General features: G+C 71.5%; 21 protein-coding genes and 1 pseudogene. 10 read left to right on the top strand and 12 right to left on the bottom strand.

Translation table 11 applies throughout. The annotated features are described in order from the left end of the window. Window positions 1–235: 235 nt before the first annotated feature. Together ACFY12_RS29615 and ACFY12_RS29610 are read left to right on the top strand one after the other, a co-directional pair. Window positions 236–1018 (top strand): DUF998 domain-containing protein, encoded by a 783-nt coding sequence (locus ACFY12_RS29615; RefSeq protein WP_390718994.1) that lies wholly within the window; start codon window positions 236–238, stop codon window positions 1016–1018. A 100-nt stretch (window positions 1019–1118) separates the two neighbouring features. After that, the gene (locus tag ACFY12_RS29610) at window positions 1119–1793 is read left to right on the top strand and encodes a hypothetical protein (protein WP_390718993.1); all 675 of its coding nucleotides are present in this window, start codon (window positions 1119–1121) and stop codon (window positions 1791–1793) included. Here ACFY12_RS29610 and ACFY12_RS29605 read toward each other — a convergent pair. The 3 genes from ACFY12_RS29605 to ACFY12_RS29595 all read right to left on the bottom strand — a co-directional run bounded on the left by ACFY12_RS29605 (window position 1735) and on the right by ACFY12_RS29595 (window position 5689). Further along, on the bottom strand, window positions 1735–3558 hold the full coding sequence (locus tag ACFY12_RS29605; RefSeq protein WP_390718992.1) for a PTS transporter subunit EIIC: 1824 nt from the start codon (window positions 3556–3558) through the stop codon (window positions 1735–1737). The two genes, ACFY12_RS29610 and ACFY12_RS29605, sit on opposite strands and share 59 nt — an antisense overlap. Window positions 3559–3664: 106 nt before the next feature. Continuing rightward, window positions 3665–4609, bottom strand: coding sequence for an N-acetylmuramic acid 6-phosphate etherase (gene murQ / locus ACFY12_RS29600; RefSeq protein ID WP_390718991.1), 945 nt, complete (start codon window positions 4607–4609; stop codon window positions 3665–3667). 147 nt (window positions 4610–4756) lie between these two features. Next, window positions 4757–5689 (bottom strand): MurR/RpiR family transcriptional regulator, encoded by a 933-nt coding sequence (locus tag ACFY12_RS29595; RefSeq protein WP_390718990.1) that lies wholly within the window; start codon window positions 5687–5689, stop codon window positions 4757–4759. Window positions 5690–5820: 131 nt separating this feature from the next. Between ACFY12_RS29595 and ACFY12_RS29590 the strand changes: the two genes are divergently transcribed. Together ACFY12_RS29590 and ACFY12_RS29585 are read left to right on the top strand one after the other, a co-directional pair. Further along, entirely contained in the window at window positions 5821–6183 is a 363-nt protein-coding gene (locus ACFY12_RS29590) for a hypothetical protein (protein WP_390718989.1), read from the top strand. Window positions 6184–6188: 5 nt separating this feature from the next. Further along, the gene (locus ACFY12_RS29585) at window positions 6189–6485 is read left to right on the top strand and encodes a DUF4031 domain-containing protein (RefSeq protein WP_390718988.1); all 297 of its coding nucleotides are present in this window, start codon (window positions 6189–6191) and stop codon (window positions 6483–6485) included. 204 nt (window positions 6486–6689) lie between these two features. On the opposite strand, the gene ACFY12_RS29580 is transcribed toward ACFY12_RS29585, so the two are convergent. Together ACFY12_RS29580 and ACFY12_RS29575 are read right to left on the bottom strand one after the other, a co-directional pair. Beyond that, entirely contained in the window at window positions 6690–7982 is a 1293-nt protein-coding gene (locus ACFY12_RS29580) for a Cmx/CmrA family chloramphenicol efflux MFS transporter (protein ID WP_390718987.1), read from the bottom strand. Between the two features lie 272 nt (window positions 7983–8254). Continuing rightward, entirely contained in the window at window positions 8255–8953 is a 699-nt protein-coding gene (locus ACFY12_RS29575) for a hypothetical protein (protein WP_390718986.1), read from the bottom strand. 161 nt (window positions 8954–9114) lie between these two features. Between ACFY12_RS29575 and ACFY12_RS29570 the strand changes: the two genes are divergently transcribed. Next, window positions 9115–9828, top strand: a complete 714-nt coding sequence (locus tag ACFY12_RS29570; RefSeq protein ID WP_390718985.1) for a copper homeostasis protein CutC — start codon at window positions 9115–9117, stop codon at window positions 9826–9828. Between the two features lie 169 nt (window positions 9829–9997). Here the strand turns inward: ACFY12_RS29570 and ACFY12_RS29565 are convergent, their stop codons facing one another. Continuing rightward, a complete protein-coding gene (locus ACFY12_RS29565) occupies window positions 9998–10258 on the bottom strand; it encodes a hypothetical protein (RefSeq protein WP_390718984.1) in 261 nt (86 codons plus the stop codon). Window positions 10259–10441: 183 nt separating this feature from the next. Further along, window positions 10442–12550: a HelD family protein gene (locus tag ACFY12_RS29560; protein ID WP_390718983.1), complete on the bottom strand. Its 2109-nt coding sequence runs from the start codon at window positions 12548–12550 to the stop codon at window positions 10442–10444. A 489-nt stretch (window positions 12551–13039) separates the two neighbouring features. On the opposite strand from ACFY12_RS29560, the gene ACFY12_RS29555 reads away from it, so the two are divergent. Together ACFY12_RS29555 and ACFY12_RS29550 are read left to right on the top strand one after the other, a co-directional pair. Continuing rightward, the gene (locus ACFY12_RS29555) at window positions 13040–13303 is read left to right on the top strand and encodes a hypothetical protein (RefSeq protein ID WP_390718982.1); all 264 of its coding nucleotides are present in this window, start codon (window positions 13040–13042) and stop codon (window positions 13301–13303) included. A gap of 290 nt (window positions 13304–13593) precedes the next feature. After that, window positions 13594–14979: a glycosyltransferase 87 family protein gene (locus tag ACFY12_RS29550; protein ID WP_390718981.1), complete on the top strand. Its 1386-nt coding sequence runs from the start codon at window positions 13594–13596 to the stop codon at window positions 14977–14979. 181 nt (window positions 14980–15160) lie between these two features. Here the strand turns inward: ACFY12_RS29550 and ACFY12_RS29545 are convergent, their stop codons facing one another. The 3 genes and pseudogenes from ACFY12_RS29545 to ACFY12_RS29535 all read right to left on the bottom strand — a co-directional run bounded on the left by ACFY12_RS29545 (window position 15161) and on the right by ACFY12_RS29535 (window position 20752). Further along, complete coding sequence (locus tag ACFY12_RS29545; RefSeq protein WP_390718980.1) at window positions 15161–16810, bottom strand: DNA repair helicase XPB; 1650 nt, start codon at window positions 16808–16810, stop codon at window positions 15161–15163. A 465-nt stretch (window positions 16811–17275) separates the two neighbouring features. Beyond that, on the bottom strand, window positions 17276–17737 hold the full coding sequence (locus ACFY12_RS29540; protein ID WP_390718979.1) for an Ig-like domain-containing protein: 462 nt from the start codon (window positions 17735–17737) through the stop codon (window positions 17276–17278). 139 nt (window positions 17738–17876) lie between these two features. After that, window positions 17877–20752, bottom strand: a pseudogene (locus ACFY12_RS29535) (helicase-associated domain-containing protein). A gap of 347 nt (window positions 20753–21099) precedes the next feature. Between ACFY12_RS29535 and ACFY12_RS29530 the strand changes: the two are divergent. From ACFY12_RS29530 to ACFY12_RS29520, 3 genes are all read left to right on the top strand, one after another. Continuing rightward, window positions 21100–22263 carry a hypothetical protein gene (locus tag ACFY12_RS29530; protein ID WP_390718978.1) on the top strand — a complete coding sequence of 388 codons (1164 nt, stop codon included), beginning with the start codon at window positions 21100–21102 and terminating at the stop codon, window positions 22261–22263. A 130-nt stretch (window positions 22264–22393) separates the two neighbouring features. Beyond that, on the top strand, window positions 22394–23182 hold the full coding sequence (locus ACFY12_RS29525; RefSeq protein ID WP_390718977.1) for an HAD hydrolase-like protein: 789 nt from the start codon (window positions 22394–22396) through the stop codon (window positions 23180–23182). Between the two features lie 452 nt (window positions 23183–23634). Then, on the top strand, window positions 23635–24018 hold the full coding sequence (locus ACFY12_RS29520) for a cold-shock protein (protein WP_066925419.1): 384 nt from the start codon (window positions 23635–23637) through the stop codon (window positions 24016–24018). A gap of 134 nt (window positions 24019–24152) precedes the next feature. Here ACFY12_RS29520 and ACFY12_RS29515 read toward each other — a convergent pair whose 3' ends face one another. Together ACFY12_RS29515 and mqnB are read right to left on the bottom strand one after the other, a co-directional pair. Further along, window positions 24153–25028 (bottom strand): 1,4-dihydroxy-6-naphthoate synthase, encoded by an 876-nt coding sequence (locus tag ACFY12_RS29515; RefSeq protein ID WP_390719123.1) that lies wholly within the window; start codon window positions 25026–25028, stop codon window positions 24153–24155. A 32-nt stretch (window positions 25029–25060) separates the two neighbouring features. Next, window positions 25061–25918, bottom strand: a complete 858-nt coding sequence (gene mqnB / locus ACFY12_RS29510) for a futalosine hydrolase (RefSeq protein WP_390718976.1) — start codon at window positions 25916–25918, stop codon at window positions 25061–25063. Window positions 25919–25940: the final 22 nt, after the last annotated feature.

Raw genomic sequence — 25940 nt, 5'->3', positions numbered from 1 at the left:
TGGGGCGGCACCCTCCTCCCAGGGGGTGCCGCCCCAACGGCGTTTCGCGGCCCATTGCGACGACAGCCGACTACCTGCTGACTACCCTGTGCATCAAGCTGAATATATTCAGCTATGCCCAGCTATACCCAGCTATGTCCCGCCACGTCCATCCATATCCATCTGCATCCGCATCTGTATCTGCATTAATCCATTTTCGGCTATGTCGTGTGACGAGAGTGGGCGACACCTGATCATGCGTGTCAGAGAAACCGGAGTCCGGGGCGGAGCCGGAGTCGGAGACGGAAGCCCCGAGCTGTCGCTCGACCTCGTACGGGCGGGCGCTCGCCGCCGCCGGGAGGCAACGGCGGCCTTCCTGCTCGCGGCGTCCGCCGTCCTCTACAACGCCTGGGTCCTGGAATTCCCGCTCCCGACCGGCCTGGACCCGCGCCACTCCTACGTCAGCGAGCTGTACGCCGCCGACCAGCCGTTCCGCCCGCTCTTCGGCGGCATCGAGATCCTCTGCGCGGTACTGATGAGCGTGGGTGCGGTGCTGGCCTGCGGCAGCGCGACCGGTCCCTGGGGGCGGGCCGGGTGGCTGGCGGTCCTCGGCCTGGGCCTGTCCTCCCTCGCGGACGTCCTCCTCCCCATGTCCTGTGCGCCGTCTCTGGACCCGGGCTGCGAAGCCGTCCATCCCTGGCACACCGTCACCAGCGCCCTGGCCCACTTCTTCGTCTTCGCCTCGATGGGGCTGCTCAGTCTGGCGGGTGGCGCCGAACGGCCCCGCCTGCCGCTGGTCCGCCGCTGGGGGCCGCGCGTTCTGGGGCTGGCCCTCCCGGCCGCGGTCGGCACGGTGGGACCGCTGTTCGGCCGCCCCGGCTGGCACGGCATTCCGCAGCGGGCGCATCTGGTGCTGGTGGGGGTGTGGTTCGCCCTGCTGGCGGCCGAGCTGGCGAGGCCGGCCGCCGGGCGTCCCACCCGGTATCCCACGCGGGAGCCGGCCGGGCGCCGGTACCCCACTCGAGGGTCAACCGTTTGAGCGTCGCTCACTCCTTGGAGGGCGGGTACGGAGCCGGGGGTGCTGCGTTTTGTCCGAACCGCCCGAGGGCCGCCGACGGGACGCGTACGCTGCTGCGACGATGACCGAGTTTGTCGAAGAAGTCCGTTCCCGTGTCGTGCGGCTGCTGCGGATGGCCAACACCACCGACGACCGGCTGCGCAAGCAGATCGTCGCCTATGCCGACGCGACGCCGGAGCCGCCGATCATGGGGTCGCTGGGGATCGGCACGACTGGCTGCCCACGATGCCGGCGCACCATGTGGCAGCAGCGGGACAACGAGGGCCCGGTGTGGGTGTGCGCGTTCTGCGGCCACGTCGAGAGCGTGACCGTGATCTGCCCGCACTGCGGCGTGGCGATGGACCCACCACCCTCGGGCTGGGTCGACCGCTGGTCCTGCCCCGAATGCCCCCGGGTCGCCGCGACCGGCGAAAGCGCCGAAGAGATCGACGCCCGCGAACGGTGCCGCCGTCGGGCTCTGGGACTGCTGGACCAGGCCATCACTTCGCACACGCGCCCCGACGAGCGGACCTCGGGGCCAGGACCGTCGCCGGCGCCGTGGGCCGCGCCGGCGTCGGGGTTGGGGTCGGGGTTGGGGACGGGACCAGGGCTGGGGATGGGATCAGGGCCGACTTCGGGATCCGGCTCGGGATCCGGTTCGGGATCCGGCTCGGGATCCGGCTCGGGATCCGGGCTGTTCAGCGAGGAGCGAGGGGCTCCGCATCGGAGTTCAGCTCCGCCCGCATCCGCTTGCTGAGCCCGAAGACATACGTGGTGAGGAAGCCGGCCGTATAGCCGACGGCGAGGCCCAGGGCGTAGACGACGACCGTGGTGCCGAGGCTCTGACTGCCCCGGACCAGGGGGAACAGAGCCCAGCCGGAGGGGCCGATGGCCGTGGAGCCGACCGTGTCGCCGAGCTGGTTGAAGAGGCCGACGAAGCCGCCGCCGAACGCGCCGCCGATGCAGGCGGTGATGAACGGGCGGCCGAGGGGCAGCGAGATGCCGTAGATGAGGGGCTCGCCGACACCCAGGAAGCCCGCGGGGAGGGCGGACTTGATGGTCCTGCGGATCGAGCGGTTGCGGGGGAGGCGGAGGTAGACGGCGAGTGCCGCACCGACCTGTCCCGCGCCGGCCATGGCGAGGATCGGGAGGAGCACCGTGTACCCCTGCTGCTGGATGAGCGTGGTGTGGATCGGGATCAGCGCTTGGTGAAGGCCCAGCATGACGAGGGGCAGGAAGAGGCCGCCCAGAAGGAACCCGGCGAGCGCACCGCTGTGTGCCAGCAGCCGGTTGGCGAAGGTGCCGATGGCGGTGGAGACCTCACCCGCGGCGTACATCAGCCCGAAGATCGTGACCAGGCCGGTGAGAAGAACGGTGAGGGCCGGGGTGAGGAGGACATCGAGCGCCGGGGGGATCAGCCGACGGCAGCGCTTCTCCACCTGGACGGCGAGTAGTGCGGCGGCGAGCGCGCCGAGGACACCGCCCTGGCCGGGGGAGAGCTGCTGGCCGAAGGCGGTGATGTGGGCGACGCCGGGGAAGGCGACGACCGCGGCCACCGCGCCGCCGAGGACGGGAGTGCCGCCGAACTCTTTGGCGGTGTGATAGCCGACGAAGACCGCGATCAGCGACATGAAGCCGGAGGCGATGACGGTGAGCGCGGGGACGAGGGATGGCAGCCAGCCCAGGTTGGCCAGCAGGCCATTGACGCCGGCGATGATGCCGCAGCCGATCAGGGCCGGGATCAGTGGGACGAAGACGTTGGCGATCCGGCGGAGGAAGAGTCTGAGCGGGGTGGCGTTTCTGGCCTTGTGGCGAGCCTTGAGGGCGGTGCCCTGGGCGGCGAGCTGCTCGGCCGTGGTCGTTGTGGTCGCCGCGGCCGTGGGCGCCTTGGTGACGGGGGCGGAGGCGGTGGGGGCGACTGTGGCGGTCTCTTCGCCGGGTCTACCCGGTTCGTCCTGAGGGGCTGGTTCAGCTGGTTCGGTCCGGCCCTGGGGGGCTGGTGCGTTCCGTGGGGGTGTGTGGGGTGGGGTGTTGTTCGGGCTGTTGAGGTTGATTGCGTTGATTGGGTCGGGGCCGAGGGGTGTGGGGGCCTTGCGCGCTGCCTTCTTATTACGGCAACGATTACGGAGAGTAGTTTGTTCCTTGCGGGGTGGGGTGTGTTGGAGGGTTTTCTGGGTGGAATTCTGGGGGGTGGTGGCGGGCGTGGTGGTGATGGGGGCAGCGTGGGGCTGCTCCATCAAGTGTTTGAGTTCGGGGGTGACTCGGGCGACTGTGCCGGGGCCCAGGACGATCTGGTACGTGTCGTCCTCGACCACGCCCATGACGGCTGGCAGCTCTTTGAGCGCTTTGTCCTGGACCAGTGAGCGGTCATGGATGCCGAGGCGGAGCCGGGTCATGCAGTGGGCGATGGCGGTGATGTTGGCGGCGCCGCCGACGAGCGGGAGGATCGCGGCGGCGATGGCGTGGTTCGGGTCTTCGGGCGTGGGGTTCGGGTCTTCGGGGGTGGGCGGTTCTTCGGACATGGGCGGTGCCTTGCTGTCGGGATGAACCGGGGGAGGGGGAAGGTGGTCAACTGGGTGGAGGGGGAGGGGGAGGGGGTGGGGCGTGGCAGTGGGTCAATGGTTTGGGTCACCGGCTGTGGTTTTTTGTGGCTTTGAGGGCGGTGCGGAGGTGGCCGTTGGAGGAGTTGAGGAGGTGGGCGGCGGTGGGGGCGTCGACGTTGCCGAGGATGGTGAGGATGGCGTTCTTCACCTCGCCGTCGGTGAGGCGGAGTGCCGTCTCGATCTCCGGGTCCGTGGCGCCGGTGGCGAGTGCGACGATGCGGTGCGAGCGGGCCCGCAGCTTGTCGTTGGAGGCGCGGACGTCGACCATCAGATTCCCGTAGGTCTTGCCCAGCCGGATCATGGCGATCGTCGAGAGCATGTTGAGCACGAGCTTCTGTGCCGTGCCCGCCTTGAGGCGGGTGGAGCCGGTCAGCAGTTCGGGGCCGACCACGATCTCGATGCCGTGCTCGGCGGCCGCGGCCAGCGCCGAACCGGCGTTGCAGGACAGGCCGATGCTCAGCGCGCCGGCGGCCCGTGCGTACTCGACGGCGCCGATCGCGTACGGGGTGCGGCCGGAGGCCGAGATGCCGACGACGGTGTCGCGGTCGGTCAGGCCGATCGCGGTCAGGTCCTTGACCGCCAACTCCCGGCTGTCCTCCGCCCCTTCGACGGCGGTCACCAAAGCTTCCGGCCCGCCGGCGATCAGGCCGAGGACCTCTGACGGGTCGGTGTTGAAGGTCGGCGGGCACTCGCTGGCATCCAGGACGCCGAGGCGCCCCGCCGTGCCGGCCCCGGCGTAGACGAGACGGCCGCCGTGGGTCATTCGGGCAGCGGTGGCGTCGATGGCGGCGGCGATCTCCGGCAGTCGTGCGGCGACGGCGGCGGGGACGGTGGCGTCCTCGCCGTTCATCGTGCGGGCGATGTCGAGGGTGGAGCGGTGGTCGATGTCGGCGAGGTCGGGCCGGAAGGCCTCGGTGGTGAGGGTGTCCAGTTGGGCCCGTAGCCGGGCGGGGTCGGTGATGGCGGTCATGGCCGTACGCTCTTTTCCGTGTGCGGGGGCAGGGGAGGGCAGTACTCCCCTCGCCAGGGGGTGCCGACCTCGCCAGGGTTGGGTTGTCGAGCTGTTCAGGCGTGGGGGCGACGTGGGGGAAGGGGCGCGCCTGCGCACGGCGTGGGCTCAGGGGTGGTGGCGGTGGGCCAGGGCCTCGTAGGACGCGGACAGGGCCGGCGCCGCGGTGTCGTAGGTGCGCTGGGCGACACCTATGAACAGGCAGTCGACGACCAGCAGTTGACTGGTGCGGGATGACATCGCGGCGGGGCGGAGTTCGCTCTCGCGGGCCGTGGACGTGGTCAGTATGTAGTCGGCGTAGGCGGCGACCTCGGCGTCGGGGCGGCCGGTGATCGCGATGGTGGTGGCACCGTGGTCGAAGGCCACCCGCAGGGGCTCGATGACGTCGGTGGTGCGGCCGGAGTGGGTGATGGCGATGGCGACGTCACCCGTCTGCATCTGCACCGCGTTGGTGACGGCGAGGTGCGGATCTGCGTGGGAGTGGGCGATCAGGCCGATGCGGAGGAGCTTCTGGGCAAGGTCCTGACCGACCAGGTTGGAGGCGCCGATGCCGTACACATCGATACGGCGGGCCCCGGAGAGTGCGGTGACGGCGGCCTCGAGCTGGGTGACGTCCAGCCCGGCCGCGGTGTCGGCCAGGCACTGCTGCTCCTCCTGCGCCAGCTTCGTGACGACGTCGACGAGGGAGTCGTCGACCGCTATGTCCGCGGTCACGGCGGGCGCGCCACCGGCCTCCTGCTGCGCGGCGAGCGCGGCGAGCGCCAGGCGGAGGTCGCGGTAGCCCGGATAGCCGAGCAGCCGGGACGTTCGTACGACGGTGGCTTCACTGGTGCCCGTACGTTCCGCGAGGCCGGTGACGGTGAGCGCCGCGCAGCCGGCCGGGTCGCTCGCGACGGTCTCGGCGACCCGCTGCATGGAGCGGGTCATCGTCGGCGCGAGCGTACGGACCTTGGCGGCGAGCGCCGCGGGGACGGGCGGGGCCGGGGCCGGTCGGGTCTCGACGCCCATGTCCTTGAAAGTTTCCTTCACGCTGTTACTCACGCCTGAAAAGTAATTTCATCGATCGTTCCGCGTCAACACCCTCCGTGAGGGGTGTGGACAACGTGTCGCGGCCGCTGCCGGGCTGTGGACAACGCCGGGCGCCGAGCGGCGGTCGGGAGACAATGGGGGACATGGAGCTGGAACAGGCGTTGCACGCCGCGCGGGCGCTGGTGCTCGCTGATCTGATGGCGGACGAGGTGGCCGATGCCGACATCGTCTCGCTCGTGGAGGATGCGGTCGTTCACCGCCGGTGGTGGGTGGAGCAATGGCCTGAAGGCGCGGAATTCGTCGCGGGACTGATAGCGCAGGACGTCCAGGACGCCCTCCTGGAGCGGTACGGCCGCTGGCCGCTGTGCCCCGTGTGCACGGAGACGGGCGATCCCCATGCCCTGGATGTGGAGCCGGAGTTGGGGCCCGATCCGCACTGGGTCTGCCCCAAGACGGCGGTCGCGGTGGCCCGGGTCGGCCGGCTGCGCGCCCCGGTGGAAGGCTGAGGCGCGTGACGGTCCTCATCGACCCACCCATCTGGGCGGGGCACGGCCGTATGTGGTCGCACCTGGTCAGCGATCGGTCCTTCGACGAACTGCATGCCTTCGCGGCGCGGCTCGGCATCCCGCGACGGGCGTTCGAGCGCGATCACTATGACGTGCCCACCGAGCGCTACGACGAGGCGGTGCGTGCCGGGGCGGTGGAGGTCGGCAGCAAGGAACTGGTGCTGCGGCTGACGGCGGCGGGTCTGCGGAGGCCGAAGCACCGGCCGGCCCCAGGCCGTAGTGGGGTCAGCGCACCGCGGTAGTGGGGTCAGCGCACCGCGGCGGTGACAGTGGGCCGCAGTGGTGGTCCCTCGGCGCCCGCACCTCACGCCGCTGCTCGTCGTCAACGCGCACCGCGCCCTGGCGACCTCCACCGCCGGCGGCAACGGGACAACGGTCTGCGTCGTCGCGTCACGCCGGGCGCGGTGTGGTCGTCGAGGGCGGCTCCCGGCTCCTCGGCCGGTGGCTCAGTGCTGCTTCGTGGCCTCCCTCGCGGGTGCCGTTGCCGTTGCCGCTGAGGACGCGACGACTCGGGAGTGCTGCCTTGTGCGGTGCAGCCGGAAGGCGACGGCGGTGGTGACGACGGCCGCCGCGGCCAGTGCCGCGCCCGTCCAGGCCACGGACCGGTATCCCCAGTGGGCGCTGATGGCCAGGCCGCCGAGCCAGGGGCCGAGGGTGTTGCCGATGTTGAAGGCGGCGGTGGTGGTCGCACCGGCCAGCGTCGGCGCGGCGGTCGCCACGTTGAACATCCGGGCGTTGAGGGCCGGAGCGGTGGTGAACGCGGTCACCCCGAGCATCAGGGAGAGCGCGATGGCCGCGAACGGGCTCTGCGCGGTCAGCGCCAGGAGGGTCAGCACCGTGGTGGACGCGACGATACCGCCGAAGATCGTCCCGAAGAGGTGCGCATCGGCGATCCGGCCACCGATGAACGTACCGATCAGTGCGCCGACGCCGAAGAGCGCGAGCACGGTCGGCACCCAGCTCTCGGCGAGGCCGGCGACGTCGGTCAGCAGCGGCGAGAGGTACGAGAAGAGCGCGAAGACCGCGGCGCCGTTCAGGGCCGTGGCGGCCAGCGCCAGCCAGACCTGCGCGTCCTTGTAGATGGTGAGTTCGCGGCGGAGCTGCGGGCGGTCGTCACCGGTGGGCACGGCCGTACGCGGCACCAGCGCGATCACGCCGACCAGGCCGAGTGCGGCGAGTCCGGCCACCGCCCAGAAGGCGGCGCGCCAGCCGGCGTGCTGGCCCAGCAACGCGCCGGCCGGAACGCCGGCGATATTGGCGATGCTCAGGCCGCCGACCATGACGGCCATCGCACGGGCCCGCGCGGTTACCGGCACCAGCGAGACGGCGACCGCCGCGCCGACCGCCCAGAAGCCGGCGCAGGCCAGTGCGCTGATGACGCGCGAGGCGAACAGCACGCCGTAGGACGGCGCCAGCGCACCCGCCACCTGCCCGAGTCCGAAGACGGCGAGCAGTGCGATCAGCGTCGTACGGCGTGGGAGCCGCAGTGTGGCCGCGGCGAGCACCGGGGCGCCGACCACCATGCCGATCGCGAAGGCGGAGACCAGCAGACCGGCCTGCGGGATGGAGACCCCCAGGTCACGGGCGAGTGGCTGGAGGATCCCGGAGAGCATGAACTCGCTGGTGCCCAGGGCGAAGACCGACAGGCCGAGGATGTAGACGGCTATGGGCAGGCGGGCGCGAGTGGTGGGTGCGGTGGCTGGGTGGTCGGAGGGTGTGGTGGGTGCTGGTGCTGACATGACAGCTACTAACCGTGACGGCGCCCCGCGCATTCCCGGTCGGCGGGGTTGTCGAAGGTGATGTTGGCCATGCCGGGGCGGCGGGCGGCGGGCGGCGGCTGGTGGCGGCTGGGTCGACTGTCTGCTGACGGCGGGCTGTCAGTGGCTGTGCGTAAGGTGAGGGACACGGAGCGGGGTGGCGAAAGGTGCGGGGGGAGGTGGCGCGGGGTGCTGAGGGAGCTAGGGGAGCTGGGGGAGCTGGGTGTGAGGTGCTGGGTGCGGTGCGGCGGGCCTCAGCCGCCGAGCAGGTCCAGTTCCGTGGCGAGGTTGCGGCGGGCCAGGTGCTCCCAGCGGTCGAAACCCAGCGGGGTCCGGAACAGTCGCGGCAGGGAGAGGAGGTGACGGAGGGCGGTGGACCGGCCGGCGGCGAAGTCGGGGTCCGGTACGAAGGCGTACTCGGCGCGGACCGCGGCGGCGTAGGCGGCGTAGCCGTCCGGCGAACCGGCGAGCACCGCGAGATCGGCGTCGCACAGCACCTCGCCATCGGGGTCGTCGGGTGCCGGATCGTGGGTGACGGTGAGCCGTACCAGTCGGGCGACCTCGGCGGTGCGGGCCGCGTCGATGCCCAGCTCGGGCAGGGCGCGTTCGGCGAGGGCCGCGCTGCGCTCCTCGTTCTCGGAGCGGTCCGGCCGGTAGACCGCGTCGTGGAACCAGGCCGCCAGCTGGACCACGGCCAAGTCGTCGGCATGGCCCGCGAGTTCGTCGATGCGAGTGAGGACCGCGGTCAGGTGATCGACAGTGTGGTAGTGGCGCTGCGGTTCGCTCCACCGGGCGAGCAGGTTGTCCGCGTACGGGGTGGGGTCGGGGGCCGGTGCGCCTCCGGGGGGCGCGGTCTGCGTGCCGCCGCGGGCCTCGGTGATGGTCGCTGCCCAGCGTCGGCGCAGTTCCGGCGCCGGGTCGGTGGTGTCTGCCGCACGGGACACGGGGGTCATGCGAATCATTGTGCCTTGGGGGCGACCGGCCCGTTACGCTGGAGATTGGACTAGACCTGTCTATGGCTGGGCTGTCCGGACCTGTCCAGGCGTATCCAGACCTGTCTGCCGGATGCCGGATGCCGGAGTTGTCGGCGATCTTCACGAAGGATTGGGGTCATATGAGCAAGCGCGCGCTCCTGGAGGTGATCGCGCTCGGGCCCGAGGACGCGGTCGCCGCCCAGGCCGGCGGTGCCGACCGCCTGGAACTCGTCACCGATATGGCGGCCGACGGGCTCACGCCCTCCCGGGCCACCTTCGCGGCGATCCGGGCGGCCGTCGACCTCCCGCTCCGGGTGATGCTGCGGGCCGCCGACGGATTCGCGGCCGGTGATCTGGAGGCGCTGTGCGAGGAGGCGGCGGCGCTGCGCGCGGAGGGCGCCGAGGAGTTCGTGCTCGGATTCCTGACGCCGGACGGGCGGCCGGACCTCGCTGCGGTGACGGCGCTGGCCGACGTGATCGACGGCTGCCGGTGGACGTTCCACCGGGCCATCGACCGGGCTGCCGACCGCGATGCGCTGCGGAAGGAGCTGGCGGGGGCGGCCGGCGTCGCGGGTCTCGACACCTATCTGACGGCGGGTGGCGCGGAGGGCGTCGCGGCGGGGCTGCCGGTGCTGCTCGCCGAGCAGGCACGTACGGCTGAGGCCGAGCCCGGATACGCGCCGCAGATCTTGGTCGGCGGGGGACTCGGGCTCGGCCATCTGCCGGCGCTGTGCGCGGCCGGCCTGGACGCCTTCCATATCGGAGGCGCCGCCCGGCCGGCCGGCTGGGACGCGCCGGTGGATGCGGCGGCGGTACGGGAGTGGCGTGAGGCGCTGGATCGGGAGGTTGTCTGAGGCAGCAGGCAGCAGGCAGCAGGCAGCAGGCAGCAGGCAGCAGGCTGGACGGGCTAGGTGGGCTAGGTGGGTCGGGCGGGCTCGGTGTGGCTGCTTGGCGGTGCCGGCGGCGTTCGTCCGGTCTGCCGGGTGGTACGGGGGACGGGACCCCTGAAGGCCTTCAGGCTCCTTAGCCCAGGCAAACCTGGAACCAGATGGCCATGCAGTTGGAGGTGCCTTCGTCGGGGTCACCGTCTTTGTGCTCGTGGCCGCCGGGGGCGGCCGGGCCCGACTGGGTACTCGGGGCCTTGGCGGTGGCGCCAGGGGCGAGTGGGGTGGGTGTGGCGGATGCGGCCGTCACCGTCCCGGCCGAAAGGGCAATGGCCAAGGCGGCACTGACGGTCGCGATGCGTGCAACGGCCTTCTTCGGCCGGTTCATGTGTGTGTTCATGGGAAAACCATGCATGGCTTGGCGGCGCATCACGCCCTGAGCGCGACCGATCGGATGACGGGCCGTCGACAGCTCATCCGGCGAGAACCGCGGCGAGATCCGAGTTCCACGGCGAGATCCATGGCGACGCCCACCTATGAGATCCACGGCGACGCCCATGATGAGATCCACCGCGACGCTCCACTAGCCGGTCAGCTGCCCCGGAAGGCGCAGTGGTTCCGGAAGCGGGGCCGCGTGAACCACCGTCAGGCCCGACACCGGGCGGGTCAGGCAGACGTACAGGCGCCGCAGGCCGGTTCGTTCGTCCGGTTCGCCGTCGATGATGGCCGCGGGCTCGTCCAGGACCACGTAGTCGTACTCCAGGCCCTTGGCGAGCGTGGCCGGTACCAGTGTCAGCCGGGACTCGGCCGAGGTCTCCTCCCCAGGTGCCAGGCAGGACACACCGGCCGCCTCAAGGGCCGTGCGCAGCACCGGAATACGCGCCTCCGACGCGATCAGACCGATGGAGCCCTCTTTCTTCAGGGCGTCGTCGCAGGCCGCCAGGGCTGCTGCGGTCAGGTCGTCCGGCTCGACCCGGCGAATCTCGAAGTCACCCGCAGACTCGCGGATCGAGGTGGCCTCCGTCAGGCCGGGCGCGATGGCGGGCAGCAGCCGGGACGCGTACGCGATCACCTCGCGCGGTACGCGGAAGCCCTGGGTGAGCTCTTCGACGGCCGCACCCGGCTTGCCCAGGTGGGCCAGCGCTTCCTCCCATGTGCCGGTGGCCCAGGGAGTGGTCCCCTGGGCGATGTCGCCGAGGACGGTCGCCGAACCAGTGGTGCAGCGGCGGCCGACCGCGCGGTACTGCATGGGGGAGAGGTCCTGCGCCTCGTCCAAGACCACATGGCCGAGCGAGGGTGTGCGCTCGATCAGATCCATTGCCTCATCGATCAACACCGTGTCCGCGGCGGACCACTTGGCGCTCTTCACGCCGCGCGCCGCCCTCTTCCCCGAGCCGGGTTGCGTCCACAGGATCGCCTTCTGCTCCTCGGGTGTCAGGATTCCCTCGGCCTGTTCGGCGAGGAAGTCCGCGTCGCCCAGCAGCCGGAGCACCAGCTTCGCCGGATCGACCGGTGGCCAGGCCGACTTGACCACGGCCTTCACGGCGGCATTACGGGCCACCGCGTCCTGCACCCGGTCGTCCGGCGCCTCCCCGGCCTGCTCCATACGGACCAGTACGGCATGCGCGATCCGCTGGGGGAGCGCCTCGCGAGCCGCGCCGTAACGGATGTCGCGGTCGGTCAACTCGCGGACGATCTCTTCGAGTTCATATGCCGGTACGCGCCAGCGACGGGAGCCGCGGACGACCACACAGGGCTCCTCCGGTACCGAGATGTGCGACCGGACGGCCCGGCGCAGGACCTCCGCCATCCGCGCATCACCCTTGATCATGGCCGCGGCCGCCTCGTCGGTGGCGTGTACCGGCACATGCGCCACCAGGTCGTCGACCGTGGCCTGTTTGACCTCCAACTCGCCGAGGGCGGGGAGGACCTGCTCGATGTAGTGCAGGAAGGAACGGTTGGGGCCGATGACGAGGGTGCCGGAGCGGGCCAGTCGCTCACGGTGCGCATAGAGCAGATACGCGACCCGGTGGAGACCCACCGCGGTCTTCCCCGTACCGGGTGCCCCCTGGACACAGACCGTGCCGCCGATCCCGGCGCGTACGATCTCGTCCTGCTCCGGCTGGATCGTGGCGACGATGTCCCGCATCGGGCCGACGCGCGGGCGTTCGATCTCCGCCTGGAGCAGCCGGCTGGTGGGGGCCTCCGCGGCGGGACCTTCGGGGCCGGCGGGGCTGGCGGAACTGGCAGGACCGGCGGAACCGGAGGGACCGGCGAGACCGGCGGAACCGGGAGGCGTGACCGTTGTCGGGCCGGTGAGGTGTTCGTCCTCGTATGCGGTCAACTCGCCGCCGGTATAGCCGAATCGGCGACGCAGTCCGAGATCCATCGGGTCCTTCTTGGAGGCCCGGTAGAACGGCTGGGATACGGGGGCGCGCCAGTCGATGACCATCGGGTCGCCGTCGGCGTCGTGCACATGGCGCCGCCCGATGTAGAAGCTCTCGCCCGCGGCGCCCTCGGTGAGGTCGATACCCGGTGCGTGGAGGTAGTCGAGGCGGCCGAAGAAGAGGGGCGTGTGGGAGAGGTCGGCGAGCGCCTTGATACGGGCGTCGATCTCGCCCTGGAGGACCTCGGCATTGACCCAGTTCGCGGTCACATCCGCGATGTTGAGGTTCTCGGCGTCCTGGCGCATGGCGCGGAGGGCGGCACGTGAGGCGGCCAAATGAGCGCGTTCGGCGCGTAGCGCCGTCGATGAGGAGTGTTCCTCGGGGGACGGGTGGGGGCGTTCGGCGTGTAGCGTCGTCGGGGAGGGGTGTTGGGCAGGCGAGGGCACGGCGTTGCCTCCGGAGGCAGGTACTGCGGCGCGAGGCGCATAGCGAATTCTGCGGCGTGAAGCGAAGGGCCGACCGGTTTCCGACCGGGCGGCGGCACTCCTCGGCGGGAGGCAGGCAGACGCGCGATTGTAGTCAGCACCTTGTTGTGGCGCCAACGGAATTCCGGGGTCGCGACGCCTCCGGTACGGGGTCATCCCCGCCGTACCGGAGGGGATGACCCTGACATGCGTAGGGCGCTTGTAGGTCTCCCGTAGGGGGCGGGGTGGACCTGGAGGTGGAGAACCGGCGCCTTCGGGATGGGTCCAGGGGCCGATGTGCTGCAATCGAGTGAATCCCATCATGGAGTCATGAGCAGCGCAGCGATTCCACCAGCCTCCATGCCGTCCGCGGCATTCCGCCCGGCCCGGGGCGCCACGGCCCTCGGCCCCGACTCCGTCCGCGGTGCGGCGTCCGCCCAGGGACACCGCCACCTTCTGGGCGATGCCCTCCGTGCGGTCAAGGTCTTCGGCAAGGCCGCCTTCAGCGTCGCCGTCCTGGGCGAGTACGCCGACGACGTTCCGGGCGTCCGCCCGGCGGCCGTGCGTCGGGTCGGTCACATGACCCCTCACTGACCCCTCACTGGCCACCGATACACGCCGATACACGCCGGTGCACATCGATGCGCACCGGCTGCTGAATCGACCCGTGTGTAGCGGCACACGTGCCCATCGCGATACCTTCCGGTTCCGGTCAAAACACGGACAATCGCGATCGGAGTTCGACCCGCGGCGACTCATCACGCCTTCCGACGGCTTCATGTCGACACCTGGCGATCCGAAAACCGTTACGGATGGTCGGCCCCGATCCACTAGCGTCGCGGCAGAGCGCGCTCGGGGCTACGTCGACGAGGAGGAGTCAGCGAGTGTCTGCCGCCGATGGAACGCGGCCGTGGAGAGGGGCCTGGGCCCTGAGCATCGCGAGCCCGCGCCGTCTGGTGTTCGCACTGACGCTGTTCCTGGCGTCGTTCGCCGGGCTGTACGTGCTGTACCGGATCCACCCGCTGTCGATGTCCGACATAGCGGTCTACCAGGCCGAGGGCGAGGCCGCCGCGGCCCGCGGTGATCTCTACGGATTCACGGTCACCGAGTGGAATCTGCCGGCCACCTACCCGCCGTTCGCCGCGCTGCTCTTCATCCCGACGACGTGGCTCTCCCTCAGCACCCTCAAGGTCGCCTGCGTTCTGGTCAACGCAGCCCTGCTCGCCCTGCTGGTCCACCTCTCCTGCAAGGCCACCGGCCTGCGCCGGGCCGCGTACAGCGCACCCGCCCTTCTCGCCGCCACCGCACTCGGCCTCTGGCTGGAGCCGGTCTTCCAGACCTTCGCCTTGGGCCAGATCAACCTCGCCCTGACCTGCCTGGTCCTCTGGGACCTGTCCCGCCCGGACGGCGCGCGTGGCAAAGGCTTCGTCACCGGGATCGCGGCCGGTATCAAGCTCACCCCGGCGATCTTCGCCGTCTACCTCCTGATCACCGGCCGGGTGAAGGCCGCGTTCACCGCCCTGGCCGGGTTCCTGTTCTCGGCGGTCCTGGGCTGGCTGGTGCTGCCGGACGCCAGTGTCGAGTTCTGGACCCGGCGGATGTTCGAGACCAGCCGGGTCGGTCTGGTCTGGGCCGTCGACAACCAGTCCCTCCAGGGACTGATCAGCCGGGTACTGCACACCCCCGAACCGGGCCTGCTGTGGGCGGTGCCGACGCTGCTGACCGCGGTGGCCGGGCTCTGGGCCGCCCGGCGCATATATCTGCGGCGCGGACTGGACATCTGGGGCGTACTGGCTACGGCTGTCACCGCGCTGCTGGTGTCGCCGATCAGCTGGTCCCACCACTGGGTCTGGTGCGTGCCCCTGCTCATAGCGCTGGCCGCCCACACCCGGCGCAGCCCGTGGCGGCGGGCGTCGCTGGCCGCCCTCGCCGTCGCCTTCACCCTCCGCACGATGTGGATCGTGCCGCACGCCGGGGACCTTGACCTGCGATTGCCGTGGTGGCAGCAGCCGCTCGCCGCCCCGTACCCGCTGATCGGCCTCGTCCTGCTCGCGGTGCTGGCCGGCTGGACATCCCCGGCCGCGGGCACCACCCTCGCCGATGCGCCCGCCGACGCATCCGCCGACGCATCCGCCGACGCGCCCTCCGATGCGCCCGCCGACGTTCTGAGTGCCCCCGGTGACGCTCCGCGCGCCCCTGCCGGCCGTATGCCCACACCGAGGACGGAGGGCCAGGGCCAGAGCCAGGAGCTACCCACCCGGACCGGGTAGGACCTCCCACTCGGATCGACAGGGCCTACGCCCTCGGTCGGACCGATAAGGCCTACCACCCGGATCGACGTCGTCCCTGTCGTCCCCGTCATCCCCGGACCGACGTCAGCCCTGGACCGACGTCAGCCCTGGACTTTTTCCTCCGCCGTCCCCCGACGTCGTCCTCCGCCGTCCCCCGTTCTCACACATCCTCATCCGCCGCCAGCAGCTCGTCCGCGTCCACGATCCGGTACGCGTACCCCTGCTCGGCCAGGAAGCGCTGACGGTGGGCGGCGAAGTCCTGGTCGATGGTGTCCCTGGCGACCACCGAGTAGAACCGCGCCTCGTGCCCGTCCGCCTTGGGGCGGAGCACCCGCCCCAGCCGCTGCGCCTCCTCCTGCCGTGAACCGAAGGTCCCCGACACCTGGATCGCGACCGTGGCCTCGGGGAGGTCGATCGAGAAGTTCGCCACCTTGGAGACGACCAGCACCGAGATCTTGCCCTCCCGGAACGCGTCGAAGAGCTTCTCCCGCTGGGCGTTGGTGGTCTCGCCCTTGATCACCGGCGCGTTCAGATGCTCGCCCAGCTCGTCCAGCTGGTCGATGTACTGGCCGATGACCAGCGTCTGCTCGCCCTCGTGCCGACGGACCAGCGCCTCGGTCACATCCCGCTTGCTGTCGGTGGTCGCACAGAAGCGGTACTTCTCCTCGGTCTCCGCCGTCGCATACGCCAGCCGCTCCGACTCGGTCAGATTGACCCGGACCTCGACACAGTCGGCCGGGGCGATGTACCCCTGCGCCTCGATCTCCTTCCACGGTGCGTCGAACCGCTTGGGCCCGATGAGGGAGAAGACGTCCGACTCCCGGCCGTCCTCCCGCACCAGCGTCGCGGTCAGGCCCAGCCGCCGCCGTGCCTGCAGATCGGCGGTGAACTTGAAGACCGGCGCGGGCAGCAGGTGCACCTCGTCGTAGAGGATCAGGCCCCAGTCCCGGGAGTCGAACAGCTCCAGGTGCGGATAGACGCCCTTCCGCTTGGTCGTCAGCACCTGATACGTGGCGATGGTGACCGGCCGGATCTCCTTCTTGGTGCCGCTGTACTCGCCGACCTCGTCCTCGGTCAGCGAGGTCCGCCGCACCAGCTCGTGCTTCCACTGCCGGGCCGAGACCGTGTTCGTCACCAGGATCAGCGTGGTGGCCTTCGCCCGGGCCATCGCACCGGCGCCCACCAGCGTCTTTCCCGCGCCACAGGGCAGTACGACGACACCCGAGCCGCCGTGCCAGAAGCCCTCCACGGCCTGGTGCTGGTACGGCCGCAGCGCCCAGCCGTCCTCGTGCAGCTCGATCGGATGCGCCTCACCGTCCACGTAGCCGGCCAGGTCCTCGGCCGGCCAGCCCAGCTTCAGCAGCGTCTGCTTGATCTGTCCGCGCTCGGAGGGGTGCACGATCACGCTGTCCGGGTCGATCCGTGCCCCGACCAGCGGCTGCACCTTCTTCGACCGGAGGATCTCCTCAAGCACCGGCCGGTCGGTGGTGGTCAGCACCAGCCCGTGGGTGGGGTGCTTGACCAGCGTCAGCCGCCCGTACCGGGCCATCGTCTCCGCGACGTCGACGAGCAGCGCATGCGGTACCGGGTACCGCGAGTACTGCACCAGGGCGTCGACGACCTGCTCGGCGTCGTGCCCGGCGGCCCGGGCGTTCCACAGCCCCAGCGGCGTCACCCGGTACGTGTGGATGTGCTCCGGCGCCCGCTCCAGCTCGGCGAAGGGCGCGATGGCGCGCCGGCAGGCGTCCGCCATCTCATGGTCCACCTCCAGCAGCAGCGTCTTGTCGCTCTGGACGATCAAGCAGGACACACATACCTCCGTGGATGGGATCGCCAGGTGACAACGGAAACACCCGAAGCATCTATTCCGGTCCGCGTCGGTCGGGGCGGTCCGGGACGGTCTGGGGCCGTCCGGTTCGGTCCGGGCCGGTCCGGTCCGGGTCGGCTCTGTCCCGTCCCGACAGCGGAACGGGGTCCGCGGCGCGCATCCCCGGCGCGCAACGGCGACACAGCCAATGGTGGCATGGCCGACGGTGGGCTTGGCCCGGATCATGAAACCCGATACGCGAAGCCCAGCTCACGAGGCTCGGATCACGAGGACCGGATAGCGAGGCCCGGATAGCGAGGTCCGGATAACGAAGATCGGATAACGAGGCCCGGATCACGAAGATCGCGTGGAATGGCGGCGCGTGGAATGGCGGCGCGGGAAATTACCGCGCAGAATGCCGAAGCGCCCGCACCCTGGTGGGGTGGGGCGCCATTGTGGGCCGCTGCCTCAGGTGATGCCTACCCCGACTTGGGCGTTGGCCCTCGCCGGCTTGTATTTCTTGCTGCCGTTATAGACGGCTGTGTATCCATTGCCGATCGCCTGAATCCACATCTGGGGATCCCCGGCATACTGTCCGGACTGGACGGTCGCCTCACCATTGGCATCGGTTGTGCCGGAGCCGACTTCCCTGCCGTCAACCTCAAAAACGATCGTCTCGCCCTCGATGGGCGTGCCGTCCTTGTCCAGGAGCCTTGCCTTGCCCTGGCCGCCGGCCAGCGAAGCGATTTTGCCCTTCGTTCCCGACGCGGTGAGCTTGACGGCTTGCTTTTCGGGCGGCGGAGCCGACTGGCCGGACTGGCCGGATGAGCCTTGCTGCTGCTGCTTCTTCAGCTCCTCGTTCTCTTTTCTCAGCTGTTCATTCTCTTTCCTCAGCTTCCCCAGCGCTTCCATGATGGCGTCATCCGACACGGGACGTTCTCCTTGCTTCCTGTGCATCGCGCCTTGCGACGACGCCCTCAGCATGTCCACACATCCGTGCACCGGTCATATGCGCGTACGCCATGGGGATTACGCGAGAATCCGAGTCGGAACGCCGGACCGGCCCCGTTCAGACCGCGTCGTCCGCCAGCTCTGCCACTCCCGTGATCCGGTGCAGCGGATACGTACGGACCTCGTCGGCGGTGTGGTCGTAGGCGGTGACGAAGCCGCCCTCCACCCGTACGGGGGCGATCACGCGCTGGCTGGCCGCGCCGTCCGCGTTGACGTACCCGATCCAGACGGCCGAGTGGGTGAGCACCGCGGCCTGCATGGTGGCGAGGGTCTCCGCGGAGGTGGTGCGCGGGAAGGCGCCCGGGGCCCGGTCCTGGGCCCGGTCCTGGTCCTGGGCGGGGGACTGGGCGGGAGCCTGGGCCCGGACCGGCTTGCGCTCCGCGGTGGCGGCGAGGTCGCCGGCCCGGATGGCGCGGATCGCCGCTTCGAGCAGGGTGCGGTCGGGGGACGGCGGCCCTTCGGGTACCGGGACGGGCGCGCTGCGCGGAGGGGTGCGGTACGAGTCGGCGCGGGCGACCAGGACATCGCCGGCGGCGGACTCCGCGGCCGGGGCGTAGCCCATCTCCCGCAGCCCGTCCAGGAGTTGCTCCGGAGAGGACTGCGCGGCGAGCACGGTCGGGGCGAGCCGGCGCAGGCGGAGCGCGGCGGCGCGGCGGTCGGCGAGGATCTCGGAGAGCAACGCGTCGTCGTCGCAGCGGACGTAGGCGGTGGCCGCGCCGACCCGCAACTGGCCGTGTTTACGGGCCACATCGTCGATGAGGTAGGCGAGCGGCTGGGGGACCGGCGTACGGGAGTGGGTGTGGAGGAACTCCCGCAGCTCGGCGGCCGAGCGGCCGGCGTCCAGGGCGCGGCGTACGGAGGCCGGGGTGAAGCGGTAGACCGTGGCCCCGCCCTTGGACTCGACGTCGGCGAGTACGCCGAGCGCGTCGGCGAGGGGACGCCGCAGCGGGCCGGGGGCGACGGCAGTCAGGTCCGCCTGGAGGAGGACGTGGTCGAGCGGTTCGGGGAGCAGCGGGGCGAGCAGGGCCGCGGCGCGGGCGGCGGCCGTCGCGGCTTCGGCGGGGGTGGGGGTGGCTGTCTCCTCCGCCTCCTCCGTGCGGCTGGTCCCGGTGGGGGCGGGGAGGGCCGGCCCTTGCGTGCCGCCGGTCCGGGCGGGGGCAGGGGCCTCGTGCGCGGCGCCGATCAGGGCCCGGCCGTGGGCCGAGAGCGCACCCCGGCCCGTCACGCCGAGCAACTCGGCCTCGGTCAGCGCCCATTGGGCGAGCCGCGAGCGCAGGTCGAGGGTGGGAGCGGGGCTGCCCGGGACAGTGTCCCCGGCGGGCGCGGGACCGGCCGAGGTGCCGGTCCACGTGGGTGCAGGGCCGGCAGAGGCGCCGGTCCAGGTGGGCGCAGAGGCGGCAGAGGCGGCAGAGGCGGCGGTCCTGGCGGGCGCGGGACTGCCCGCGGCGGTGTTCCCCGCAGGTGCCGCGGCCGGTCGGCCCGCCGTCCCCGGCCCGGTCCCGGCCCCGGCCCCGCGCAGCGGACGTTCCCACCGCAGCCGGGACAGCACCGCCGCCGCTGGTACGGACATGCCCGGCGGCAGACCGGCGAGCAGCGTCAGGGCGCGTCGGCGGACCTCGGGTGCCGGGAGCGGTCCAGATGCGGGCCGAGCGCGGCCAGCGTGCGCCCCTTCGCGTCGGCGGTGCCGACCACACCTGGGGTACGGGTCGCCGGCAGCCAGCCGGCCACCAGTGCCGCCCAGCGCTCATGATCGGGCAGCTGGAGCCAGTCCTCGGCGGCCGGGGTGGCCGCGTACCGCTCGTCGGCCTCGCCGTCGGAGGCGATCAGCCCGGCCCCGTGGGCGAGTTCGAGCCAGAAGGCGGCGAGTTGCTCGGTGGTGTCCAGCGCCACGGCGGTCCGCTTCAGGTCGCGGACGCTCAGGCCTCCGGCGCGCAGTACCGGGGGCCCGCCCAGATCCCACTCCTTCAGCAGCTCCTCGACGGTCGCCAGCGCGGTGTACGCCTGGCCAGCGGCGGTACGGTCCACGAGCTGGGGATCGCGTTCCGTGACGGGCTCCAGCGCGGGCGGCACCGGCTCGGGGTGACGGTGTGCCCGCCCGCCCCGCAGAAAGAGCGCCGCCTCGCGGGGCAGGGCGACGTTGCGGCCGCCGGCCGGCAGCAGCAGCCCGCGGTCGAGCAGCCACTGCAGATGCGCCGCCGGGCGGTCGGTGACAGCGCCGTACGGCGGACCCCACAGGAGCTTGTCGAGGACGGCCACGGACTCGGCGGGCGCGCTGTCGAGCAGCCGCGCCATCCGCGGGCGGTCGGCGAAGAGCGAGGTCAGCGCGGCGACCGCGGAAACCGGGTCATGGGTGGTGGGCAGCCCGGCCGCCGTGATGATCTCCTGCAGCCGGCCCGGCGACATGCCGGCCGTGGCCTCGGCGACGGTCGGGCCCAGACCGGTCGGCGACGGGTGCGTGGCGCTGGGCGTCAGCAGCTCGCGGGCCGTACGTACCAGCCGCAGCCGGTCGTCCGGGCCCCACACCAGTGCCTGCGCACGCAGCTGCGCCACCGCCCGGGGCAGCTCGGCGATGAGCGTCTCGTCCGCGGCGGCGGCCTTCTGGTTCCCGGCGGCGGCCTTCTCGTTCCCGGCGACCACTGCCTCGTTCCTGGCGGCGGCCTCGTGCTCGGCGTCTCCGCGCATCAGCGCGGCCAGCGTCCCGTACGGGCATGGGTCGGGTGCCACTGCCAGCGCCTCGGCGGTCTGCAGTGCGAACAGGTCGAGCCGCTCCACCGCGCGCACCACCGACGCCCGGGTCCCGGCCCGGGTCGCCAGCTGTGTGACATCGCCGGGTACCGGATTGAGCAGGTCGGGCCGGGCCCGCAGCAGCCCGATGAGCCCGCTGTCGGTGCGGGTCCGAAGCTCCTCGGCGAGGGTGCGGGGGATACCGGTCATTCGTCCTACGTTAGCGGGGCGAGGGGGCCGGGGGCAGTGTGTGGCGGTGTGGGGCCGGGAGCGGTACTGGGGGCGGGGCGGTGGCTCCGTCTCCGAGACGGCCGCTGGATATCCCCGGATGTCCCCGGATGCCCCCTGGTGCGCCGGGCGGCTTCCGGTCCGGTGTCAGTGCGGGGCGGTACCGTCGAGGTGGTAACCAGCGGACGCCGCAGGCGATTTCGTCGTACGTGGATTCATCCGTGGATTCATCCGCGATTCATCTCGGGGGAATCGTCGCAGCGGCTCAAGGGGATCAGTGACTCAAAGGGATCAGTGACTCAAGGGGAGCAAGGGGGGCAGGGGATTTCGTGGGGATCGAGAGCGATCAGCTCGTCTTCGACTATCTGAGCCGGGTGGGCGACCTGGCCCAGCAGCAGGGTCTGCCCGCCGCTACGCGGATGCGGCTGGTGACCCGGCTCCGGGCCGAGATAGATGAGCGGAAGCCCGACTCGGTGTCCGGTGTGAAGCGGATGCTGGCGCGGCTGGGGGCGCCGGAGGCGGTGGTCGCGGAGGCCGGCGGCGCTGCGCTGCCCGAGGAGCCGTCGGGGGGTGGGGCCACCATACGGGCCGGGATCTCCTCGAGAGCCGGGCAGCCTTCGAAGGCCGGGCAGCCTTCGAGGGCCGGTGATCTGTCTTCCCGGCGGACCTCCCCCCGCGACAAGCTCGCCGGCCTGGCCTGGCGCAGTGGCCTGACCGTCGGCAAGGCGCTGTGGCACGGCAACAACGCGGCAGCGTCTCCTGCCTCCCCCGCCACCCCTGCCTCCTCTGCCTCCCCCGCCACCCCTGCTTCGTCCTCCGGCCTCCCCCCGCACCTCGCCGGCGCGGACGAGCTCGGCGACGGGGACGACGCTCCTGACTGGTGGCGGACGGGGCCGACACCGCTCGGCCCAGGCGAGACCGTGCCCGGATTCGTCGGCGGCATCGAGATCCCGGAGATATGGGAGCGGCCGGACGACGAGAACGAGGGTGAGGGGGAGGGTGCGGGCAAGGCCGAGGGCAAGGGCAAGAGCAAGGGCAAGGCCGAGGAGGATGCCGGGGCCGCTGCGGAGGATGACACCGGTGACATAGGTCTGGGTGAGGAAGAGGAAGAGCCCGGTTCCTGGGAGGACTCCGGCGGTCCGATGCCCCTCCGGGCATGGCTGAGCCCCGTCCCGACGCTGGCCGCGGTCCTGCTCGTGGCCGGTGCGGTTCTGGGGTCCTGGTGGGCGATGGCGGGTGGCTGGGCGCTCGCCTACGTATCGCGGCGGCTGACCCGGACCGAGGCCAAGTTCGCGGCGCTGGGGGTGCCCGGGATCTTCGCCGGCGGCCTGCTGGTCTGGCTGTGGGGCCGCGTCGACCGCCGCTGGGGCGAGCCGGTCGCCGAGGGCCGGCTGGGGCAGGAGTTGCTCGATGGCCTGCCGGTGGTGGCCCGGGTCGCGGCCCTCGCCTCCGCGCTGTTCCTGCTGTGGCGGATGCGGCGGGCGGCGCGGTAGCGCAGACGTATGCAGACGCATGGAGCAGACGTATGGATACGTACGGATGCGGTGCGCAGGCGTACGGGTGCTGTGGCTCCCGCGCACCGTGCGCACCGTACGGGCGGGCGTCGCCTGCACAATGGCAGGCATGGCTGCGTACCCCCTGACGGTCGGATTCGACCTCGACATGACGCTGATCGACTCCCGGCCGGGCATCAAGGCCGCCTACGAGGCGTTGTCCGCCAGGACCGGTACGTACATCGACGCTGCGGCCGCGGTGACCCGGCTGGGGCCGCCGCTGGAGGAGGAGATCCGCCGCTGGTTCCCCGAGGAGCGGGTGGCGGAGGTCAGCGACCTGTACCGCGAGCTGTATCCGGAGTACGCGATCACGCCGACCCTGGCCATGCGCGGCGCCCGCGAAGCCATCGCCGCGGTACAGGCGGCAGGTGCAGGTGCAGGTGCAGGCAGAGGCACAGGCACAGGTACAGGCGCAGGAGCGGCGGGGCGGGCGATCGTGGTGACGGCCAAGTACGAGCCGAACGCCAAGCTGCACCTGGCGCATCTGGGCATCGAGCCGGACGCGGTCATCGGCTCGCTGTGGGCGGAGGCGAAGGCCGAGGCGCTGCGCGAGTACGGTGCGCGGATCTACGTCGGCGACCACATCGGCGACGTACGGGGCGCGCACGCCGCGGGCGCGATGTCCGTGGCGGTGGCCACCGGGCCGTGCGACGAGAGCGAGCTGCTGGCGGCCGGCGCCGATGTGGTGCTCGGGGACCTCACGGACTTCCCGGCGTGGCTGAACCGTTACGTTGCGGAGGCCTTGGACGGTCCGGAGGCCTTGGACGGTCCGGAGGTTCCGGACCCGGAGGTTCCAGATGGTCCGGACGGTCCGGAGGCTCCGGGCGCACCGGACGCACCGGACGCCGCCTCGGTCTGACGCCGCTGCGCGAGGGCGGAACGGATCAGTCCGGCGGCGGCGACCAGGAAGCCGAGGCCCATCAGCATGCACAGCCAGTAGAAGGCGGACGGCAGCGGCGGGGTCCCCAGGAACAGCGGCGTCACCGTGGCGAGAGTGGCCAGTGCGCCAAGTAGGAACATGATCGCGCCGATTCGGACCAGCAGATCCCCGGCCCGGGGAGTTTCGTCAGACACCTGACCAGGGTAAGTCCGGGCCAGAGACGGCGAGGATCCACCCGGCGGCGTCTTGTCACCGGCCCCGGGACCATTAGCCTTGGTGGTGGCGGGTCCTGCGGCCCGCTGCATTGCTATCCAGACCCGTATTGCCATCCAGACCCGTTTCTTCCGCAGCCAGTGTCCGCGGTAGACCCAGCCCAGATTCCCACCAGTTCCCACCAGATTTTTCCAACGAGTACGAGGACGAGGACAGACGTGCCTACCGGCAAGGTCAAGTGGTTCAACAGCGAGAAGGGCTTCGGCTTTCTCTCCCGCGATGACGGCGGCGACGTCTTCGTGCACTCGTCGGTGCTGCCCGACGGCGTGGCCGCGCTCAAGCCTGGCCAGCGCGTCGAATTCGGCGTCGTCGCAGGGCAGCGCGGCGACCAGGCGCTGTCCGTGATGCTCCTCGACCCGACTCCCTCGGTCGCCGCGGCCCAGCGCCGTAAGCCCGATGAACTCGCCTCGATCGTCCAGGACCTCACCACGCTTCTGGAGAACGTCACCCAGCAACTGGAGCGCGGCCGCTACCCCGACAAGGCGCACGGCGCGAAGATCGCCGGCATGCTGCGCGCGGTCGCCGACCAGCTCGACGTCTGACCGGCTCGATGCCTGACTGGCCGACGATGGGCGAGTTCGACGCCTGACCGGTCGACGGTAGGCGGGCTCGGCGTCTGAACCGGTTCGGCCGGCCGGTCAGCGAAAACCGATCAGCGAGAACCGGTCAGTGAAAATCAGACAAACTTCAGCGCATCCCGGCCGAGGGGCGGCACCAGCCCCTCGGCCGCGGCACGGGTGAGCAGCCCGCGCACCGCGGCATAGCCGTTCTCCCCGAGGTCGGCGGTGAACTCGTTCACGTACAGCCCGATGTGCTGGTCGGCCACCTTCGGGTCCATCTCCTGCGCATGCTCCAGGACGTACGGACGGGAGGCTTCCGGGTCGTCCCAGGCCATCCGGACGGAGGTGCGGATGGCGGCCGCCAGCTCGCTCAGCGTCCGCTCGCCCAGCGACCGCTTGGCGATGATCGCGCCGAGCGGGATCGGCAGCCCGGTGGTCCGCTCCCAGTGCTCGCCCATGTCGGCCAGGCACACCAGGCCGTAGTCCTGGTACGTGAAGCGCGCCTCGTGAATGACCAGACCCGCGTCGACCCGGCCGTCCTGGACGGCGGGCATGATCTCGTGGAACGGCAGCACCACGATCTCGCCCACACCGCCCGGCACCTCGGCCGCCGCCCACAGCCGGAACAGCAGATATGCGGTGGACCGCTCGCTGGGCACCGCGACCCTGCGGCCGGCCAGATCCGCGGCCTTCCCCTGCTGCTTGGTCAGCACCAGCGGCCCGCAGCCGCGCCCCAGCGCCCCGCCGCAGGGCAGCAGCGCATACTCCTCCAGGACCCACGGCAGCACCGCGTACGACACCTTCAGGACGTCGAACTCACCGCGTTCCGCCATCCCGTTGGTCAGGTCGATATCGGCGAAGGTGACCGCGAGCTCCGGCGCGTCCGGGACGCGGCCGTGCGCCAGCGCGTCGAAGACGAACGTGTCGTTCGGGCACGGCGAGTACGCGATGTCCAGCGGCCGGGTCGAGGGCCGGGTCGAGGGCTGAGCCACGGGCTGGGGCTGGGGCTGGGTTTCAGGCCGGGTCACAGGGCCTCCTCAGGGGCGGGACGGTGCGGATCCGGGGGCGTACGGAGCGTGCGGTGGGCGCGGAAGGCGCGGAAGGTGCCGGTGAGCGCGGCGAGGGCGTCGCCGATGCGCCAGGCGGCGCGGTCGCGCGGGCCGACGGCGTTGGAGATCGTACGGACCTCCAGTACGGGCACACCGTGCGCGGCGGCCGCCTCGGCGACCCCGAAGCCCTCCATCGCCTCGGCCAGCACGTCCGGGTGACGTTCCGCCAGCTCGGCGGCGCGCTCCGCGCTGCCGGTGACCGTGGAGACCGTGAGGATGGTGCCGATGGCTGCGTCGGCCGCCGTGGCGGCGGCCCGGACCAGCGCCGGGTCGGGCCGGTGCGCCACCGTGCCGAAGCCCAGCTCGGTGACCGGAGCGAAGCCGTCCGGAGTCTCGGCGCCCAGGTCCGCCGCGACGATCGCCTCCGCGACCACCACGGAGCCCAGGGGGGCGCCGGAAGGGGATCTCCCCGGTGGAGCCGAGCTGAGACCGGGAGGGCCGGGAGGACCAGGAGGACCGGGGGAGAAGCCGCCGCCGATACCGGCCGAGACCACCAGGTCGTAGGGCTGTCCGGAGAGCGCGGCGGCGGTCAGCGCGGTGGCCGTGCCGGCGGCCGCGGCGGCCGGGCCGACACCGGCGGCCAGCACATCGAACGCATCGAAAGCATCGACCACATCGAATGCCGCCGCACCGTCGTCGCCCGCGCACCGCTCGTCGCCCGAGCACCGCAGCAGCTCGTAGCCGCCGGGCAGCGGAGCCGGCTCGCCACCGTCCAGCGCGGCAGCGACGGCATCCCGCTCGGCGGCCACCGCCGTGACCACGAGAATCCGCATCAGAACGCCCCCACAGCCGCCT

This window comes from Streptomyces sp. NPDC001339 (assembly GCF_042895955.1).
Lineage (GTDB): Bacteria > Actinomycetota > Actinomycetes > Streptomycetales > Streptomycetaceae > Streptomyces.
Note: the sequence above shows the minus strand (reverse complement) of the source record. Positions and strands in the feature narration are given on the sequence as shown.